Source organism: Micrococcaceae bacterium Sec5.1 (assembly GCA_039636795.1).
Classification (GTDB): domain Bacteria; phylum Actinomycetota; class Actinomycetes; order Actinomycetales; family Micrococcaceae; genus Arthrobacter.
Window position 1 is genome coordinate 3,560,506 of the sequence record CP143430.1, and the last position, 19,255, is coordinate 3,579,760.

The following is a 19,255-nucleotide window of genomic DNA, read 5'->3' on the forward strand; positions in this document are numbered from 1 at the left end:
TCGCGGCGATCTTAGTCTGCAAAATGATCCCATCCCACGGTGTCAGCAGCTTGCCCGGCAATCCGGACGCCGCTGCCTTGAGACTGGACAGCGGCTTGAACTGAGCCTATCGCAATGAAGCCCTGCGGCAGCTGAATTCCCGCTGGGAACGTAGCAAGCAGCCCATGGTCTTCTCCCCCGCCCAGAACCCACGGCATGGAATCAACGCCCAGCAAGGCGGCAGCTGGTTCCAGCGGAAGTGCGTGCGTCTTCAAAGCAAGGACGTCAAAGTCCAGGATGACGTCGCTGGCAGCAGCGAGCCTTCCGCCGTCGCGCAGCAACCCATCCGAAATGTCCATCATTGCTGTAACGCCCGAACGTGCGGCAAGCGGCCCGGCAGCCAACGGCGGCAAGGGCCGGCATTGGCTATCCAACAGGGCACGCTGGTCAGCTGAGAGGTCGGTTAAGGTGACATCGCTTTCCAACAGCGCCAGACCGGCGGCAGCACGCCCGAGAGTGCCTGCCACTGCCACAACGTCTCCCGGTTTCGCCCCTGAACGCAATACGGGCGCCCGTCCAGCCAAAGTACCGACGACGGCGACAGTCACCCCGATCTCCCGGCCACGGCCCAGGTCTCCCCCGGCGACGGAGCAATCAGGAACCCCCAGCCCGATAATTCCAGCGGTGAGGCCATCCGCAAAGTCCTCAACCCACTCCACTGGTGTAGCGGGCGGCATGGTCAGGCTCACCACCAGCGAGGTTGCCGTTCCGCCCATGGCGTTGATATCGCTAAGGTTCTGCGCCGCAGACTTCCATCCGACGTCGTATCCTGTGGTTCGATACCCGTTGTTCCACTCCAGCCGGAAGTCCTGGTCCTGGGTCTGGGTATCGATCGAAATCAGTGTGCGGCCGTCCGGGGCGGCAACCAGGGCGGCGTCGTCGCCAGGACCCAGCAGGACGCTGGGGCTGCTGTTCAGGCGGGGGAAGATCCGGGCAAGGAGCTCGGACTCCGAGAGATCCGCGACTGTTGGACATTCTTCGGATGGATGTTTTACGTCGGATGGCTGTTTTGGGGGCACGGCTCTACGCTATCGCGGCACACCGACAAAACAGTGACGCAGCCTGTACAGCACAGACCACCGGCAATGTGACCCTCGCAACGGGTGCACCAACCGCACGTCAGGCGGCAGCGTGGGCGGGATAGGCTGGACTGATGCACCGAAAGACCCTTCCGCGGAAAGTCGTGGCCTTCAGCTTGGCCGCAGCGTCCGTCCTCGCAGTATCAGCCTGCGCCCCCATTGTGGACGTCACGCCGGCAACCGACGCCGCCAATCCGGCCTGCGCCCCCATGATGGTGGCGCTCCCGGACAAGATCGGGGATGCCGCGCTCCGCAAGACCAACAGCCAGGCCACTGCTGCGTGGGGCGATCCCTCCCAGATCATCCTGCGTTGCGGTGTCAACGTCCCGGGGCCAACCACTGACCGCTGCGTCAGCGTGAATGACATCGACTGGGTGATCAAAGAAGACGATGGCGTCTACACCCTGACTACTTTTGGACGCGAGCCGGCGACGGAAATCCTCGTGGATCCGGTCAAATTGGAAGCCGCCAACATCAGCTCCGCCACAGTCCTCACCGAACTTGCAGCCGCCGCTGGCAAGATCAAAGCCACGCGCCACTGCGTAGGCCAGGAAGACCTGCAGAACCTGCCGACCACCAAGTAGCGGGTGCTCTGCCGCTACTTGGTGGGGTTACCGCAGGCCCGTTTTGCGGGTCAGGGCCAAGTGAATGAGTTCGTCGATCAGCTCGGAATACGCCAAGCCGGAAGCCGCCCACATCTGCGGATACATGCTCTTGGGGGTGAAGCCTGGCATGGTGTTGATTTCGTTAATGATCAGCTCCTCCGCGGGCGTGTAGAAGAAGTCCACACGGCTCAGGCCCTCCGCGCCCACGGCGTCGAAGGCGGCAGCGGCCAATTCCCGGACGCGGGCAATGGCCTCATCCGGCATATCAGCCGGGCAAGTCAGCGCAGCAGCACCGTCGTCGACATATTTGGCAGCAAAGTCGTAGAACTGGTGTTCGCCGATAGCCACCGCGATTTCGCCGGGCATGGACGTACGGGGCGCGTCTGTGCCCCGGCCTTGCAGGACAGCGCACTCGATTTCGCGCCCGACTATGCCGGCTTCGATGACCAACTTCAAGTCGTGGCGGCGGGCTTCCTCGATGGCAGCGTCCAGTCCCTCCAAAGAATCCACCTTGGAAATGCCCATGGAGGAGCCTGCACGGGCAGGTTTGACGAAGACCGGGAAACCGAGCTTGTCCACGCGCTTGCGGACGGCCTCGGCGTCCGTGAGCCATTCGCGGTCCGTGACGGCGATATAAGGCCCCACCGTCAGTCCAGCGGCTTCAAAAACTACCTTCATGAAGTGCTTGTCCATGCCCACTGCCGAGGCGAGCACTCCGGCACCAACGTAGCGTGTGTCGGATAGCTCCAGGAGGCCCTGGACCGTTCCATCCTCGCCCCAAGGACCATGGAGCAAAGGAAAGACGACGTCCACAGAACCGAGTTCCTCGGGGATGGCATTCGGCGCGGTCACGATGAGCTGGTGCTCGCCGCCCACCTCTGCCAAGGTGACAGTCCGGTCCGACGGCGATACTTCAGGAAGTGCCGACGAGCTCAAGGACCACTGGCTGGTGTCCCCCGATGCAAGGACCCACTGTCCGGACTTGGCAATACCGATGGGCACGACGTCGTATTTGCTCTTATCAATGGCACCCATGACGCCTGCCGCCGTCACGCAACTAACAGCGTGCTCGCTGGAACGTCCGCCGAACAGGACCGCCACGCGGGGTCGACGGCCGGTTACGGGGGTGGATTCTTCAGTCACAATCAGTAGTCGCCTTCGGACTTCAGGGCCCGGGCCAGCAATCGCGGCCCCAGGTCATCAACGGACATTTTGCCTTCAAGCACCGCCACAACGGCGGCCGTAATGGGCATTTCGACGTTCAGTTTGCCCGCCAATTCATGCACGGCAGGGCCGGATTTAATGCCTTCTGCGGTTTGCGTCATCTGTTCGGCCACCTGCTCGAGGCTCAGCCCCTCGCCCAACAGCCTTCCAGCTGTGTGGTTTCGGGAGAGGGCAGAGGAGCATGTCGCAACGAGGTCGCCGAGCCCCGCCAGACCGGCCATGGTGTGAGCCTCGCCTCCCAGGGCAAGGGCAAGGCGGGAGGTCTCGGCGAGTCCCCGCGTGATGACTGACGCTTTGGTGTTGTCACCCATCTGGCGTCCCTCGCAAATACCCACAGCGAGGGCAATCACATTCTTGACGATTCCGCCGATCTCCACGCCCACAACATCGGTGCTGGTGTAAGGACGGAAGTACGGTGCGGTGCAGCAGAGTGCAATTGCGGCGGCGGTATCGGCGTCACTGCAAGCAACCACAGACGCAGTGGGTTGTTCCCTGGCAATCTCCATGGCGAGGTTGGGTCCGGAGACCACCACCACACGTGATTCCGGGATGCCAAGCTCCTGGGCGATCACCTCGCTCATGCGTGCGTCAGTCCCCAGTTCCAGGCCCTTCATCAGCGACACGACAATTGCGTCCGGTGCGAGCAGGCGCTTCCACTCTCCCAACTGGGGCCGCAGCGATTGGGCCGGCACGGCCAGAACCACGAGGCCGGCATCCTGCAGGACCTCAGCAACATCCGTCGAGGCGGTGACTGCGTGGGGAAGTTCGATGTCCTTCAAGTACTGCTCATTGCGGTGATCCGCGTTGATCTGATCCACGACTCCGGCGCGACGCCCCCAAATCCGAATCCTCCGCTCCACCCCGGCAGTGGCAGCGGCATCGGCGAGGATCTTGGCGAACGCAGTTCCCCAAGAACCTGCGCCAAGTACAGCTACGGTGTCCGGAGCGGAGAGAGGGCTTTCAATAACAGTCATTTGCCGCCCTCCTGTTCCGGGTCCTCAAGCGTGGCTTCTTTACCAGCGGGTTCTGTAGTCTTTTCAGGCACTGCGCCCCGTGCAGGCTTTGAACCCCGCTCGACAAATCGGCCATGTTTGGCCTGCTTGTGAACGGCCGGATCCCAGCGTTCAGCGGGCGGCTCCTCACCGCGTAGCGTTGCCAGCAGCGCGGTGACCGCCTCCATGATGACGTCTGTAGCTTCGGACAGCGTGGCCCGGTCCATGGGCCGGTCCGCGAAAGCGCTCAGATCCACGGGCTCACCTACCAGAACCCTGACGGTCTTTCGAGGAAAGACATGGAAACGCTTGGCGTACCTGGGAAAAACCTCATGGGCACCCCAGTGGGCCATCGGAACAACCGGTGCACCTGTCTGCAATGCCAAGCGGGCAGCGCCGGTGTGCCCCTTCATCGGCCACAGGTCCGGATCCCGGGTCAGGGTTCCCTCGGGGTAGATAATGATGGCGCCTCCGGCGTCCACCACCTCTTTGGCGATTTGCAGCGAGCGGTTCGCTCCCGCCGTCGAGCGTTCAACCGGAATCTGGTTCGTCGCCCGCAGCAAGGCTCCCAACACAGGTGCTTTGAAGAGTCCCGCCTTCGCGAGGAAGTGCGGAGGACGCTTCAGGTTGTAGAGCATGTGCCCAATCACGACGGGATCAATTTCAGTGCAGTGGTTCGGTGCTGCGATGAAGCCGCCCGCGGGCAGTTTCCCAGTGCCCTCCCACTTCTTGCCCATCAGGAGGTTCATCAACGGACGCGCCATGCCCGCCAGGAGCATGAACGTGGCCCGGCTCTTGGCCGATTCCTTCAAAGGGTCCCCCGCTACTTGGTGGTGATGATGTCGAAATCGGCGCCCAGGCCAGCGAGCTTCTCCGTAAAGCGCTCATATCCGCGGTTGATGATATCGATGCCAGTGACCCTGGAGGTGCCGGTGGCAGCCAAAGCTGCGATGAGGTGGCTGAAGCCACCACGAAGATCGGGGATGTCAATCTCGGTCCCCCGCAGCGGCGTGGGACCGGAGATCACGGCAGAATGCAGGAAGTTCCGCTGGCCGAAGCGGCAGGGGACGCTGCCAAGGCACTCACGGTGGACTTGGATGTTTGCACCCATCCGGGCCAGGGCATCGGTGAACCCGAAACGGTTCTCATAGACCGTCTCATGCACAATCGACACACCCTCCGCCTGGGTCAAAGCGACCACCAGGGGCTGCTGCCAGTCAGTCATGAAGCCGGGGTGAACATCCGTCTCCAGGACCAGCGGGGAAAGCTTGCCTCCGGGGTGGTAGAAACGGATGCCGTCGTCCCCAATGTCCATGCCGCCCCCCACCTTGCGGTAGGTGTTCAGGAAAGTCATCATGTCCCGCTGCGAAGCACCTTCAACAAAGATGTCGCCACGCGTGACCAACGCGGCCGAGGCCCAGGACGCCGTCTCGTTCCGGTCCGGAAGCGCCCGGTGGTTGTAGCCACCCAGGTCCTTGACACCCTCGATGCGGATGGTGCGGTCAGTCTGGACACTGATGATGGCGCCCATCTTCTGCAGCACGGCGATGAGGTCTATGATCTCCGGTTCCGTTGCAGCACCGCTGAGTTCCGTGATGCCTTCCGCGCGCGTGGCGCTCAGCAACACTTGCTCGGTCGCGCCGACGGACGGATAAGGAAGGGAGATTTTGGCGCCATGCAGGCCGTTGGGCGCGGAGATGTGGATGCCACCAGGTCGCTTTTCCACGACGGCGCCAAACTGGCGCAGGACGTTCAGGTGGTAGTCGATAGGTCGATCGCCAATTTTGCAGCCACCAAGGTCCGGAATGAAGGCCTCTCCGATCGCGTGGATCAGGGGGCCGCACAGCAGGATCGGAATGCGCGAATCCCCGGCATGCGCGTCAATGGCCGTACTGGATGCCGTTTTGGCGTCTTTGGGATTCAAGGTCAGATCGCCCGTGGCGGGGTCCTTGACCACCGTCACCCCGTGGAGCTTCAGCAGGCTGGTAACAACCTCCACGTCCTTGATTTCCGGCACGTTCCGAAGCACTGATGGTTCGCTGCCCAGCAACGCCGCCACCATGGCCTTGGGCACAAGGTTCTTGGCACCGCGAACGGTCACTCGCCCTGTCAACGGGACGCCACCGCGGATTGTCAGAACACTACTCATCTATACCGGTTTCCTCACGACTACTCGCCCCCCATACTTACAAAGGCTCCAGCTAAGCATAGAAGCTCGGGTTACCTAACCGAAATGGAGCCGCCCCGCGCCGGACAGATCCGGCGTCCATCAACCCCTCGAAAAAAGAACCGGCGAGCCCACCCTAAGGGGGCCCACCGGTCCTGGTTCCGCAGCCTTCCAGCCACCGACGAGTACGTCAGCTTTTCGCCGGAAGTGTCTTCGGTTTAAAGGAAGGCCGCGTGGCCTCATAGGCGGTGATGTCTTCCTCGTGCTGCAAGGTCAGCCCGATGTCATCCAGGCCTTCCAGGAGGCGCCAGCGGGTGTAGTCGTCGATCTCGAACGGAGCCACGACATTGCCGCATTCCACGGTCTTGGAGACCAGGTCCACCTTGACCTCAGCGCCAGGGCTGTTCTCCAGGACCTTCCAGATGAGCTCGATGTCATCCTGTCCCACCTGGGCTGCCAGCAGTCCCTGCTTACCTGAGTTACCGCGGAAAATATCGGCGAAACGCGAGGACAAGACAGCCTTGAAGCCGTAGTCCTTTAACGCCCAGACAGCGTGCTCACGGGAGGAACCCGTCCCAAAATCGGGGCCCGCCACCAGCACGGAGCCGGACGTGAACGGTGCCTGGTTGAGGATGAACGATTCGTCCTTGCGCCATGCCGCAAACAGGGCGTCTTCGAAGCCTGTGCGTGTGATGCGCTTGAGGTAGACCGCGGGGATGATCTGGTCGGTATCCACGTTGCTCTGGCGCAGGGGAACACCGATGCCGGTGTGGGTAGTGAATGCTTCCATGGGATCCTCCTAGACTGCGATTCCGGTCAGTGCGCCTGCCGAAGCCGGCTCAAGGTCCGAGGGCGAGCTCAACGTTCCGCGAACAGCTGTCGCGGCAGCCACCACGGGTGAGACAAGGTGCGTACGGCCACCCTTGCCTTGGCGGCCCTCAAAGTTGCGGTTGGACGTCGATGCGCAGCGCTCTCCCGGTTCCAGTTGGTCCGGGTTCATGCCCAGGCACATCGAGCAACCGGCGAAACGCCATTCGGCACCGAAATCCTTGAAGACTTTGTCCAGGCCCTCAGCTTCGGCTTCGAGGCGGACACGGGCGGAGCCCGGAACTACGAGCATGCGAATATCCGGGTCCTTCTCGCGGCCACGGATGATGTCAGCGGCAGCACGCAGGTCCTCAATACGGGAGTTGGTGCAGGAGCCCAGGAACACCGTATCCACGCGGATGTCTTTCATGGGGGTGCCGGCTTCCAAACCCATGTACTGGAGGGCGCGCTCGGCGGCAGCCTTGGCATTTTCGTCGCCAAAGTCCTCGGGGGACGGAACCTTGGCTGAGAGCGAAACGCCCTGGCCGGGGTTGGTGCCCCAGGTGACGAACGGCTCCAGGGTGTTGGCGTCGAGGTCCACTTCGACGTCGAACGTCGCGTCGGCGTCAGTGTGCAGCGTGTTCCAGTACTCGACGGCGGCGTCCCAGTCAACACCCTCGGGCGCATGCGGACGTCCCTGCATGTAGTCGTAGGTGATCTGGTCCGGAGCCACCATGCCTGCACGAGCGCCGGCTTCGATGGACATGTTGCAGATGGTCATGCGGGCATCCATCGACAGCGCCCGGATAGCGGATCCGCGGTATTCCAGGACGTACCCCTGTCCCCCACCGGTACCGATCTTGGCTATGACGGCCAGGATGATGTCCTTTGCGGTAACGCCAGGGCGCAGCGTCCCTTCAACGTTGATGGCCATCGTCTTGAAGGGCTTCAAAGACAGTGTCTGGGTTGCCATGACATGCTCGACTTCAGAGGTTCCGATGCCCATGGCCAGCGCACCGAAGGCGCCGTGAGTAGAGGTGTGCGAGTCGCCGCACACCACCGTCATGCCCGGCTGGGTGAGACCCAACTGCGGACCCACGACGTGCACGATGCCCTGCTCCTTGTCGCCGAGCGAGTGCAGGCGGACGCCGAATTCCTTGCAGTTGGCGCGCAGCGTTTCAATCTGCGTGCGGCTGGTGAGGTCCGCAATGGGCTTGTCGATGTCCAGCGTGGGAGTGTTGTGGTCCTCCGTGGCAATGGTGAGGTCGGCGCGGCGGAGCTTGCGGCCAGCCAGGCGGAGCCCCTCGAAAGCCTGCGGGGACGTCACTTCATGGACCAAGTGCAAGTCAATGAAAAGAAGGTCGGGCTGGGCATTGGCTCCTTCGCCTTCACCCTTGCGCACTACGTGCGCATCCCAGACTTTCTCGGCCAGTGTCTTTCCCACGGCCTTGCTCCCTTCACTGAAAGTTGGATGTTCATCCACTGAACTGTTCTTCTAACCACTGAACTCTTCTAACCCACTGAGCTCTTCTAACCACTGAAGCAGCAGGGCCACAAAATAAGCCAGTGAAACAACTTGCATCTCAGATATTGAGACGGCAATATCATTACATGGACAATTCTAGTGGAGTCGGGGTCATTGATAAAGCGGCCCAAGTACTCGATGCCCTCGAGGCCGGGCCAACGACACTCGCACAACTTGTAGCGGCCACGGGGCTCGCCCGGCCAACGGTTCACCGGCTCGCGCTGGCCCTGGTCCACCACCGCCTGGTCAGCCGCGACATCCAGGGACGGTTCGTCCTGGGCAGCCGCCTGGTGGAACTCGCATCCGCCGCTGGTGAAGACCGGCTCATCGCTTCCGCGGGGCCAGTGCTCATCCAACTGCGGGACGCTACCGGCGAGAGCGCCCAGATTTTCCGCAGGCAGGGCGATTGGCGCGTGTGCGTTGCCTCAGCGGAGCGGCCGATCGGCCTGCGCGACACCATTCCGGTGGGAACCCAATTGTCCATGAAAGCCGGCTCCGCAGCGCAGGTCCTCCTCGCTTGGGAAGACCACGACCGGCTGCTGGAAGGACTCCAGAACGCCCGCTTTACGCCCACCGTCCTGGCAGGAGTACGACGCCGGGGCTGGGGTCAGAGCTTGGGCGAACGCGAGCCTGGGGTCGCCTCGGTTTCCGCTCCGGTCCGTGGGCCATCCGGAAGGGTCATTGCGGCAGTTTCCATTTCAGGTCCGATTGAGCGTCTCACGCGCCAGCCGGGACGCCTGCATGCGGAGGTCGTCTGCAATGCCGCACGGGTACTGACCGAAGCCTTGCGCAAGAACAACGACTAGGGCTTCTGTCTTTGAAGGGGGACATTCATGAACACCTATGCCGTGTTCCTCAGGGGCATCAACGTCAGCGGGATCAACATCAAGATGGCGGACCTGAAGTCAGCTCTTAAGGCCTACCCATTCTCTGACGTCAAGACGCTTCTGGCGAGTGGAAACGTTGTCCTGAGGAGCGACTTGAGTATCAAGGATGTAAAGGGCCAATTCGAAAAGTGCCTTCGTGAATCCTTCGGCTACGACGCCTGGGTTGTTGTCCTCACTTCTTCACGGGTGGCCGAACTCGTGGATGCATGCCCGTACCCCGCCGATGACAAGGCCACGCACAGCTACATCACGCTCACCTCCGACGAAGCCATGCTGGACGAACTCTTTGAGTCCGGAGAGGCCCTTGGTGGCGTGGAACAGGTGCGGCTTGGGCCGGAAGCTTCGGCGTGGCTTGCACCCGCCGGAGGCACATTGGAAAGTCCTTTCAGCAAACTGTCCGCCAAACCGCGGTACAAGGCCAGCACCACTACGCGGAACCTTCGGACCCTTATCAAGGTCAGGGACGCTGCGGCCGATCTCTAGATGTATCTCTATCCTGCGCGCGCGGTTTTTAATGCCGCGTTGAATGCGGCCAAGCGCGCAATCTCCACCTCTACCGGTTCCACGATGCGCTGCTCAGCTACGCCTGCTATTGCTGCCTTCAGTCGTTTGGCCACGCCTTTGGCGCGCAGACGCGCGGCCCAGCCGCCGATGATTCTGCCCAAGACTGCCAGAACAATCCCCAGAACCACTCCGCAGGCCACCATCAACGTAGGCCAGGGCCACCCCTCGGTCCGGGGCACCTCCGGGACGGGCATTTGGAAATAGCCGAGCGCCGCCAAGACCCCAAGCCAGCCGAGGCCGCCGACTGCCAGGAGAAGTGCCAGCCATTGAAGTGTGTTGAACAACAGCCACCAGAACGGGCGCTGCGACGTTTTGAGATTCGTCCCGGCGATGGCTTGGTCCAGGGCATCCGGCAGGTGCTCGCGGCCTTCCCTCGCCACAGCACGGATGGACGCCCGCCACGGGCCAGGTGCGCCTTCGGAAGCCTCATCCACAAAATCACGCACGGCGGCATCTGTCCTCGCCCGTTCAGGTGCACCCGCTACCGGCAAGGAAGTCCGGTTGAGCTCGGGCTTGGCGTCCTGCCTGCCCAGGTTCAGCCTCCGCAGGGGATCAGGCCGGAAGCGCAGCAACCAGCGCGTCACGGGCCATCCAGTCCTGCGCGCCGATTCCCTCTTGAAGGATCGTGCTACCGCGTCAACCACCAGAGGTACGTTGGCCGCCGTCGACAATTCATTCGCGAGTTTGGCTTTGGTGTTTGCCTTGACGCCGCGGGCCTCGCCGTTGCCTGACACCTGGGACAGTTCGGCGACAGCCTTGGAGACATCGGCAGCCAAACGTTTCGTTGCAGCCTCTCGCTGGACCACGACGTCCTTGATAGCACCACGGACGGCGTCGACGCCGTCGCCAGTCAGGGCTGAGGCGCCCAGAACCCGAACATTATCCAGACCGTCGCGCTGCAGGATGCCTTTCAGGGAATGAAGCACATCAGCGGTGTCGGCGTGATTGAGCTTATCTATTTGGTTCAAGACAACAAGGGTGACTGCTCCATGGGTGGCCATCGGGCGCAGAAAGTCGTTGTGCACGGCGGCATCTGCATACTTCTGTGGGTCCAGCACCCAGACCAGGACGTCCACCATCCCGACCATTCGCTGGACTACCTCCCGGTTCTCCACTTTCGTTGAGTCAAAGTCGGGAAGGTCCAGCAGGATCAGGCCGCTCTCCGCAGTGGCCAGGCCGGGCATCCCAGGCAGGCTGTGCCGCTCCTGCACACCGAGCCAGTCCAGCAACGGCCCGCTGCCTTCCTCGCCCCAGATTCCTGCCAACGGCGCGGACGTCGTGGGCCGACGGGCTGCCGCGGTTGCGAGATTGCTGCTGGAAACGGCATTGAACAAGGATGACTTGCCACTTCCTGTGGCCCCGAAAAAGCCCACCACCGTGTGCCCTGCAGACAACGAGCGTCTGGACGTGGCCCGTTCAAGGACTTCATACACCGAATCCAGTTCCGGCTCGGGCAGCACCCCTTCGGCCAGTTCGCGTGCTGTATTCAGCGCTTCAAGGCGCCGCTGGAGTTGAGACGATTCCCGGATTTGGCTGTGCCGACTCATGCGGCCCCAGCCAAGCGGCGGAGGGACTTGGCGTGGCGGGCGAGGTCCATGCCGCTATGCACGGTGTCAGCGTCCAGACCAGTGGCCTCCAGCCGGCCAAGGAACCTGTCCCGCTCCTCGTCGAGAAGGCGCTGGCAGTACGTATGGAGATCGGCCCTGGCCTGCTGGGCCAGCCGACGCACGGCATCTTCACCGAAGACAGCTTCAAGCAGCTTCTGTCCAACAACGGCCGTTCCACCGGCAATGCCTAGCTCCAATCCGGTCAAACCGGCAGTCATGGAGAAAACCACCACCATCAGCGCTGCGCCGAGCCCGTTCACGCCGAAGGAGAGCCAACGGGCCTGGGTGCGTTTTTCCTGGCCCTGGGTCCGGATCAGTTCCATGAGCCCCTCCTGCCAGGAACGGATGGCGGCAGCGGCCTTCGCGTCAAAGCCAGGACTGGTGCCGGAAAGGTCTGCTACACCCAGGAGCTGGCGGCCTGCCGTATCCGAGCGCCAGCGCCGGTCCACGTTTTCTGCGGCATTGGCGGCCTCATCAAGAATCACGGCTTGCAAACCTGTTTCGATCGCGGTCTCGACTTTCACAGCCGGGGCTGGTTCACCTCTGAAGAATGCCCCCATCCGGTCCCGCATGCGCCCTATGTTTTGCTCCAGTGCACGGAAGAATTCACCCGTGCCCACAAAATCCTGCCATCGAGCGAGCACTTCCCCGCGGAGCAGCGCACCGTCCTTGGTTGCTTCCAGAATGCGGAGTAGGGCGTCGTCGTATTCGTGAACGCAGACGGAGCGCAGCTCGTGGGCCGCAGCATCCTGGGCCGCAGCCGCAACTGCAATACGTTCAAACCGGTTACTCACGGCGTTAACTGCACCATTGAGCGTGCGGCGCGCGACCTCCGCCCGCCCGGCGGCATCCGCCGCCAGGTTCGCAAGCCAAAGACGCAAGCCGCTGACAGCTTCGGCCGGCAGCATTCCCAAATCGTCCAAATCGCTTTCCTGCACCACGAAGAGTTCCGCACCAGCCAGTCCCTGGTGGTCCAACATTGCCTTAAGGTCCGTCGTGACTTCTTCCTCCGCTGCCGGTGGCACGCGGTCCAGCACCACGGCTACCGTGATGTCCCGCGACGCCGCATCCACGAGCAGGCGCCAAGGCACGGCGTCGGCGTATCTGTTGGCCGTGGTCACGAACACCCAAAGATCGGCCGCGGCCAGCAACTGGCCTGCGAGCCTTCGGTTGTCATCTGAAATCGAGTCGACGTCGGGCGCATCCAGAATCGCGATGCCCCGAGGTACCTGATCGTGTGCCAGGAGCACCAGCGAGGCAATCGACTGGGCATCCGGTGTGACACCGGCTTGACGTGCAGGCAGCGGATCCGCGGACACTCGGCCCCTGACGCGGTCCAGGTTGGGAAGTATGCGCTGGCCCTCAAACCACTCCGCGTCCTGCGGGTGGTGAAGGAGGATGGGCTGGCGCGTCGTGGGCCTGATGGCCCCGGCGCGTGTCACCGGGTAACCCACAAGGGCATTGACCAGCGTCGACTTACCGGCGCCAGTGGAACCGCCGACGACGGCCAACAGTGGAGCGTCCAGGCTGCGGTACCGGGGAATCACGTAGTCGTCGAGCTGTGCCAGGGTCTCCCGGATCCAGTGGCGCCCCTCTTCGGCGTCGGGCAGGGAGAGGGGCAACGCAACGCCGGCAAGTTCCTTCCGCGCAGCTTCAAGGGTGTTGACAGCATCAGCCTGGGCTTTACTGGTGACAGGACTGACCCCTGCTCTTGGCGGCTCTTCATGTGCGGTCACAGCATCATCATGCCAGCCCGCAGACTGTCAGCGGGTCAGCCGGGGCTCGACTTAATGTGAATGTCGGGTTATAGGACAAAATGCGCTTAAACCAAGAATTCCCCCGGAACCGAAGTTCCGGGGGAATTGTTTGTGACCCCAGCGGGATTCGAACCCGCGTTACCGCCGTGAGAGGGCGGCGTACTAGGCCGCTATACGATGGGGCCTTGCACTTTTTTGTCGCCGTTTCCGGCGACAAGCTGAATGAGTATTTCATACTTTCAGCTCTCTTCCAAATCGACTATGCGATGTGGAATTCCGATTTTCCGCTGCAATAACGCGGAATTTCAGAGCTGGGATACCAGGACTCGAACCTAGAATGACGGTACCAGAAACCGTAGTGTTGCCAATTACACCATATCCCAAAGTGACTTTCGGACCGGAGTTCGTTGCCGTGGTTTCCCTTGGCTTTTTCCTCCGTGCCCCTCAGCACGAGTAATGACTCTACCGGAGTCTTGTCACCCGCACAAATCGCGGGGCCGTTACCTGCATCACATGGATGTCAGGCTGCCGAGGGTGCCGAGGGTGCCGTAACGAGCAGTCTCGACAACGAATCCACCTGACGCCCATCGAACCCTTCGACCTCTTCGCCGGTCCTGTTCAGCCAGACGCCAATCAGGCCGGCCGCCGTCGCGCCATCGGCGTCAAGAAGCCGGTTGTCCCCGACATAGAGTGTTTCGCCGGGTTCTGTCGCCAGCAGCCGCACGCCCTCCAGGTAGATGGCAGGATCCGGCTTCGGCACGCCCACCGTATCCGTTCCTACCAGGATCTTGATCCTGGACAAGCCCGCCCCATCCAACTTTGCCCGCTGGTAGTCATGAACGTTATTGCTGACAGCGCCATACGGAATGTCCGCATCGTCAAGCGCATCGAGCACGCCAGCGACGTCGTCGAAAGCGCGCACATAGGCAGTTTGCCGCTGATGGTACTCAGCAACCCACGACTGCGATTCCTCACCGTCTCCGAGCTCCACGCCAAAGTGGCCCAAGGCTGCCCGGCCCCTCAAAAGGCGTTGCTCATTGAACGTCAATTCCCCAGCAAGGTAGCGGTCATAGAAATGCGTTGTTTCGTGGGTGAAGATACGGCCGAACTTCACCCACCCGGCCTGGTCAAGGCCGGGCAGGAGATGTTCGCTGACATCACGCAGAGCCGTTGTCATGGCGTACTCAAGGTCCACCAAGGTGTCGTCGATGTCGAACAGAACACCGCGGATAGTTCCGAAGGAGCTTGCAATAGCCATGACCTTTGCCGCCTAGCCCCGGAACGCGCGAACGCGGGCCAACGAGGAATCCTTACCCAGGATCACCATTGACTCGAACAGCGGCGGAGAAATGCGTCGGCCTGAAATAGCGGTACGCACCGGCCCAAAGGCAGCGCGGGGCTTAATGCCAAGGTCCTCGACCAAGGCCTGCTTGAGCGCCGTCTGAATGTTCTCAGCGGTCCAGTCCTCTATGGGCTCCAACGCAGCAAGTGCCGCGTCAAGCACTTCCTGCAGGTTCTCCGGGAGCCCCTTGTGGGCGTCGTCAGCAACATCGATCGCGTCGTCGGCCTTGAAAAGGAAGGCCAACATCTCAGGAGCTTCGCCCAACAGGGTAATACGCTCCTGAACCAGCGGAGCCGCCTCAGCGAGGATCTCCTCCTGACGAGTGGTGAGGATCTCCCCCACGAAACCTGCGGCACGGAGGTACGGGACCAGACGCTGCTTGAAATCCTCCGGCTCGAGCAGGCGCACATGGGTCCCGTTGATGGCCTCCGCCTTCTTGAGGTCGAAGCGCGCGGGGTTACCCAGGACATCGTGAATGTCGAAGTTAGCCACAAGCTGCTCAACGGAGAAGATATCCTCGTCCGCACTCAAGGACCAGCCCAGCAGGGAAAGGTAGTTGAGCAGGCCTTCAGGGATGAAGCCACGCTCGCGGTGCAGGAAGAGGCTGGATTCCGGATCCCGCTTGGAAAGCTTCTTGTTTCCCTGGCCCATGACGTAGGGCAGGTGACCGAACTCCGGCATGTACTCCGCCACTCCGATGGCATAGAGCGCCCGATACAGCGCGATCTGCCGGGGGGTGGAGCTCAGGAGGTCCTCCCCGCGAAGCACGTGCGTGATGCCCATGAGGGCATCGTCAACCGGGTTCACCAGCGTGTACAGCGGAGCACCATTGGCACGAACCACTGCAAAGTCGGGAACGGAGCCCGCCTTGAAAGTAATCTCGCCACGGACGAGGTCGTTGAAGGTCAGGTCCTCGTCCGGCATGCGAAGGCGCAGCACGGCTTCCCGGCCTTCGGCCTTGAACTGGGCAAGCTGTTCCTCGGTCAGGTGGCGGTCGAAGCCGTCATAGCCAAGTTTGGGGTCGCGGCCAGCTGCCCGGTGGCGGGCTTCGATCTCGTCCGGCGTGGAGTAGGACTCGTAGACGTGTCCCCCGGCCTTGAGCTTGGCGATGACGTCCTGGTAGATGTCTCCGCGCTGTGACTGGCGATACGGCTCGTGCGGCCCGCCTACCTCGACGCCCTCATCCCAGTCGATGCCGAGCCACTTGAGGGCATCCAGCAGCTGGTGGTAGCTCTCCTCGCTGTCGCGGGCAGAGTCGGTGTCCTCGATGCGGAAGATCAGCTTGCCACCGGTGTGGCGCGCATAGGCCCAGTTGAACAGAGCGGTGCGGATCAGGCCAACGTGCGGCGTTCCCGTAGGCGACGGGCAGAAACGGACGCGGACTGGAGTCTCGGCGTTGACGGCAGGGATGGCGCTCGAGGCAGCGCTGGACGCAGAAGCAGTAGTCATAGTGCTTCAACTTTACCGCTTGATATAGGCCCTGTTCCCCGCAGGAAGGGCCCGACGACGGCCCGCGCCTTCCGTGCGAAAGGCTCGTGCCGCCGTCGGGCTTATGCTCGGCTCCTGCCGCTAGCGGCGAACCACAGGGTTGGACAAACGCCCGATGCCTTCGATCTCCACTTCGAAGCGGTCGCCCTCGCTTACCAGGCCGACACCGGCCGGGGTTCCCGTCATGATGACGTCGCCCGGAAGCAGGGTGAACGCGTGCGAAACAATCGAGACGAGCTCGCGCACGCCCCGGATCATCTGGCTGGTGCTGCCGTCCTGTCGGAGTTCGCCGTTGAGCCGGCCCTTGATAGACAAGTCCTCGTGGTCGAGATCGGTTTCGATCCACGGGCCCAGCGGAGCGGAGGTGTCAAAGCCCTTGGCACGGGCCCACTGAAGATCCGTTTTCTGGACGTCCCGGGCAGTGAGGTCGTTTCCGCAGGTGTAACCAAAAATGACGTCGTCAGCACGTTCCTCAGGGACGTCCTTGCAGATACGCCCGATGATGACGCAAAGCTCCGCTTCGAAGGAGACTTCATCGGAGAACTCCGGGAGGACGATCGGATCGTTTGGCCCGATGACCGAGGTGTTCGGCTTGAGGAAGAGCAATGGATGCTGCGGAACCTCGTTGCCCAGCTCAGCAGCATGCTCGGCAAAGTTACGTCCAACGCCGATCACCTTGCTCCGCGGAATGATCGGCGCAAGGAGCCGCACATCCTCAAGCTTGTGCTTCGTGTGGGTACGTTCGACGCCATTGAAGAAGGGGTCGCCGTTGATGACAGTGATTTCCTCACTGCCGGGCTCGCCTTCAACAACGCCATAAAGGGGATCAGAATCAACTACAAACCGGGCGATACGCATGGGCTCAAGCCTACCGTCCAGCGCTTGGGCGTTTGCCCGCTAGCTTCGAAGGTAATCCAACTGCGCCGCAACCGAAGTCTCAGCCGCCCATCTGACGGAAGGGTCGACGTCGGGATACACCGCATCCGTGACTGCGGCAATCGGCGCGTCCTGGCCGAGCTGTGCAAGGGCAGCCCGGATCTGGTCGAGCCGCTGGTGGCGATGTTCGCGGTACTCGCGGCATTTCGCGTCCAAGGCAGCGAGCACCGGGCCATGGGCGGGAAGGAGCGTAGCCGGGCCCAGCGATTCGAGTCGGTCCAGACTGGCGAGGTAATCGCCCAAGCGGCCATCGGGGTAGTCCAGCACCGTGGTGCCGCGGCCCAGGATGGTGTCACCGGTGAGGACGGAGCCGGCGGGACCGTCTGCGGGGAGATGGAAGCAGAGGGAATCCGATGTGTGGCCAGGCGTTGCCAGGACACGGATCTCCACTCCGCCGGCGTGGAGGACTTCGCCGTCCACGAGGGGATCTCCGCCGTGGCAGTACTCCGCGGCAGCAGCCCTGACCGGAGCACCTGTCAGTTCATGGAACCTGGCTGACGCGGCTGTGTGGTCAGCGTGCCGGTGCGTAATAAGCACGACGTCCACCGCGCCTGACGCTGCCAGCTCGGCCAAGTGCCCTTCGTCTTCCGGGCCAGGATCCACCACCGCAACGTGGCCGGAATCGGCGGTGCCGATGACGTACGAGTTGGTGCCATCCAGGCTCATCGGGCCGGGATTTGGTGCCAGCCGGAAGCGGGTGAGGCCGCTGCTCCGTTGCAGCGCAGAGGTGCCGGCACGTGAAGAGGTGTAGTCGCCTGCAGGTGAGTCGTTGGAAGTCTCCATTGATTCTGAAGTCACCGTCCCATCTTGCACTACTTCCGATCCTCTCTCACATCCGTGGCCTTTTCCGGCGATGTTCTCTCACATCGGAACCGTTTTCCACCGATGCTCCGTCAGTTCGAATTCGACGGCGGCCTGCGCCTTTGATGTCCCCATATCAGGATGTGAGAGAAGATCCCGGTGGGACGGTCAGCATGTGAGAGAACATCCCGGTGGAACGGTCAGGATGTGAGAGAACATCGGGCTATGACGACGGCGGCCCTTCCGCTTGTCACCAAGCAGAAGGGCCGCCGTCGTTCGCTTAAGTTGCGTCCCGGACTAAACCAGGCGCGTCAGCCAGCCGTGGGTGTCCTCCACTGTGCCGGTCTGGATCCCCAGGAGTTGCTGGCGGATGGCCATAGTGGTTTCGCCAGCCTTTGCGTCCTCAGATCCGATGAATTCCGTGGCGTCCTTGAGGACACCGATCGGGGTGATCACTGCTGCCGTACCGCAAGCGAAGACTTCAACAATGTCGCCTGAAGCTACCCCATCGCGCCACTCATCGAGCGTGATCTTGCGCTCGGAAACCTCGCGGTCCATGTCCTTGGCAACCTGGATCACGGAAGAACGGGTCACACCTTCCAGGATGGTGCCGGTCAGTGCGGGAGTAACCAGCGAGCCGTCCTTCATGACGAAGAAGACGTTCATACCGCCGAGTTCTTCCACGGCGTCGTCGTTGAAGTGGTCCAGGAAAAGTACCTGCTTGCAGCCGTTGGCCTCAGCTTCCTGCTGGGCAATGAGCGAGGCGGCGTAGTTGCCACCGCACTTGGCTGCACCTGTTCCACCGCGGCCCGCGCGTGCATACTCACGGGAAATCCAGATGGAAACGGGCTTCAGTTCGCCACCGAAGTAGTTACCGGCGGGAGAGGCAATGACACGGAAGGATACTTCCCGGGCCGCCCGCACACCGAGGAAGGCCTCGGTGGCGATCATGAAGGGGCGCAGATACAGGGCTTCACCGTCGCCGGAAGGAACCCATTCCTTGTCAGCCTGCACGAGCTCGCGGATTGCACCCAGGAAGTATTCCTCGGGCAGTTCCGGGAGAGCCAGGCGGCGGGCCGATTTGTTCAGGCGTGTAGCGTTCGCTTCCGGCCGGAAGGTCCACACGGAACCGTCGGCGTGGCGGTATGCCTTAAGGCCCTCAAAGATCTCCTGGCCATAGTGCAGCACTGCAGCCGAGGGATCCAGGGAGATAGGTCCGTAGGGCTCGATCCGGGCGTTCTGCCAACCGCCATTGCCATCGGCGTCAACTTTGTAGTCGACGACGGCGGTGTGGTCGGTGAAGTAATCGCCAAAGCCCGGGTTCGCCAGGACGGCTGCACGCTCCTCAGCAGACTTCGGGGTTTCCGAAAGCTGCTGGCTGAATTCGACGCCGTGGGCAGTCTGAGTCATGTTTCCTCCACAGTCAGCTACCTGG

At 62.2% G+C, this 19,255-nt stretch carries 17 protein-coding genes and 2 tRNA genes; 3 read left to right on the top strand and 16 right to left on the bottom strand.

The window, feature by feature from the left end; all coding sequences use genetic code 11:
- Positions 1 to 11 precede the first annotated feature (11 nt).
- Positions 12 to 1,058, bottom strand: a complete 1,047-nt coding sequence (gene thiL / locus VUN82_16215; protein XAS70638.1) for a thiamine-phosphate kinase — start codon at positions 1,056 to 1,058, stop codon at positions 12 to 14.
- A gap of 134 nt (positions 1,059 to 1,192) precedes the next feature.
- Between thiL and VUN82_16220 the strand changes: the two genes are divergently transcribed.
- Positions 1,193 to 1,702, top strand: coding sequence for a DUF3515 domain-containing protein (locus VUN82_16220; GenBank protein XAS70639.1), 510 nt, complete (start codon positions 1,193 to 1,195; stop codon positions 1,700 to 1,702).
- Between the two features lie 27 nt (positions 1,703 to 1,729).
- Here the strand turns inward: VUN82_16220 and VUN82_16225 are convergent, their stop codons facing one another.
- The 6 genes from VUN82_16225 to leuC form a co-directional block, all read right to left on the bottom strand.
- Positions 1,730 to 2,869, bottom strand: a complete 1,140-nt coding sequence (locus VUN82_16225) for a D-alanine--D-alanine ligase family protein (protein ID XAS74714.1) — start codon at positions 2,867 to 2,869, stop codon at positions 1,730 to 1,732.
- Complete coding sequence (locus VUN82_16230) at positions 2,869 to 3,921, bottom strand: NAD(P)H-dependent glycerol-3-phosphate dehydrogenase (protein XAS70640.1); 1,053 nt, start codon at positions 3,919 to 3,921, stop codon at positions 2,869 to 2,871. Before VUN82_16230 ends, VUN82_16225 begins: the two co-directional genes overlap by 1 nt.
- Positions 3,918 to 4,751, bottom strand: a complete 834-nt coding sequence (locus VUN82_16235; protein ID XAS70641.1) for a lysophospholipid acyltransferase family protein — start codon at positions 4,749 to 4,751, stop codon at positions 3,918 to 3,920. The genes VUN82_16230 and VUN82_16235 overlap by 4 nt, the downstream gene beginning before the upstream one ends.
- Positions 4,752 to 4,762: 11 nt before the next feature.
- A complete protein-coding gene (gene murA / locus VUN82_16240; GenBank protein XAS70642.1) occupies positions 4,763 to 6,088 on the bottom strand; it encodes a UDP-N-acetylglucosamine 1-carboxyvinyltransferase in 1,326 nt (441 codons plus the stop codon).
- A 208-nt stretch (positions 6,089 to 6,296) separates the two neighbouring features.
- Entirely contained in the window at positions 6,297 to 6,896 is a 600-nt protein-coding gene (gene leuD, locus VUN82_16245) for a 3-isopropylmalate dehydratase small subunit (GenBank protein XAS70643.1), read from the bottom strand.
- Positions 6,897 to 6,905: 9 nt separating this feature from the next.
- Complete coding sequence (gene leuC, locus VUN82_16250) at positions 6,906 to 8,357, bottom strand: 3-isopropylmalate dehydratase large subunit (protein XAS70644.1); 1,452 nt, start codon at positions 8,355 to 8,357, stop codon at positions 6,906 to 6,908.
- Between the two features lie 167 nt (positions 8,358 to 8,524).
- On the opposite strand from leuC, the gene VUN82_16255 reads away from it, so the two are divergent.
- Complete coding sequence (locus VUN82_16255; protein XAS70645.1) at positions 8,525 to 9,244, top strand: IclR family transcriptional regulator; 720 nt, start codon at positions 8,525 to 8,527, stop codon at positions 9,242 to 9,244.
- A gap of 27 nt (positions 9,245 to 9,271) precedes the next feature.
- Complete coding sequence (locus VUN82_16260) at positions 9,272 to 9,808, top strand: DUF1697 domain-containing protein (GenBank protein XAS70646.1); 537 nt, start codon at positions 9,272 to 9,274, stop codon at positions 9,806 to 9,808.
- Positions 9,809 to 9,816: 8 nt separating this feature from the next.
- Here VUN82_16260 and VUN82_16265 read toward each other — a convergent pair whose 3' ends face one another.
- The 9 genes from VUN82_16265 to VUN82_16305 form a co-directional block, all read right to left on the bottom strand.
- The gene (locus VUN82_16265) at positions 9,817 to 11,436 is read right to left on the bottom strand and encodes a GTPase (protein ID XAS70647.1); all 1,620 of its coding nucleotides are present in this window, start codon (positions 11,434 to 11,436) and stop codon (positions 9,817 to 9,819) included.
- Entirely contained in the window at positions 11,433 to 13,232 is a 1,800-nt protein-coding gene (locus VUN82_16270; protein ID XAS70648.1) for a dynamin family protein, read from the bottom strand. The genes VUN82_16265 and VUN82_16270 overlap by 4 nt, the downstream gene beginning before the upstream one ends.
- Positions 13,233 to 13,365: 133 nt before the next feature.
- Positions 13,366 to 13,438 (bottom strand) — tRNA-Glu (locus tag VUN82_16275).
- 126 nt (positions 13,439 to 13,564) lie between these two features.
- Positions 13,565 to 13,636: transfer RNA gene (locus VUN82_16280), tRNA-Gln, on the bottom strand.
- Positions 13,637 to 13,773: 137 nt separating this feature from the next.
- Complete coding sequence (locus VUN82_16285; protein ID XAS70649.1) at positions 13,774 to 14,511, bottom strand: HAD family hydrolase; 738 nt, start codon at positions 14,509 to 14,511, stop codon at positions 13,774 to 13,776.
- Positions 14,512 to 14,523: 12 nt separating this feature from the next.
- On the bottom strand, positions 14,524 to 16,044 hold the full coding sequence (gene gltX, locus VUN82_16290) for a glutamate--tRNA ligase (protein XAS70650.1): 1,521 nt from the start codon (positions 16,042 to 16,044) through the stop codon (positions 14,524 to 14,526).
- Between the two features lie 120 nt (positions 16,045 to 16,164).
- Positions 16,165 to 16,941: a fumarylacetoacetate hydrolase family protein gene (locus tag VUN82_16295; protein ID XAS70651.1), complete on the bottom strand. Its 777-nt coding sequence runs from the start codon at positions 16,939 to 16,941 to the stop codon at positions 16,165 to 16,167.
- Between the two features lie 39 nt (positions 16,942 to 16,980).
- Positions 16,981 to 17,802 (bottom strand): MBL fold metallo-hydrolase, encoded by an 822-nt coding sequence (locus VUN82_16300; GenBank protein XAS74715.1) that lies wholly within the window; start codon positions 17,800 to 17,802, stop codon positions 16,981 to 16,983.
- 315 nt (positions 17,803 to 18,117) lie between these two features.
- Positions 18,118 to 19,230 carry a branched-chain amino acid aminotransferase gene (locus VUN82_16305; protein XAS70652.1) on the bottom strand — a complete coding sequence of 371 codons (1,113 nt, stop codon included), beginning with the start codon at positions 19,228 to 19,230 and terminating at the stop codon, positions 18,118 to 18,120.
- Positions 19,231 to 19,255: the final 25 nt, after the last annotated feature.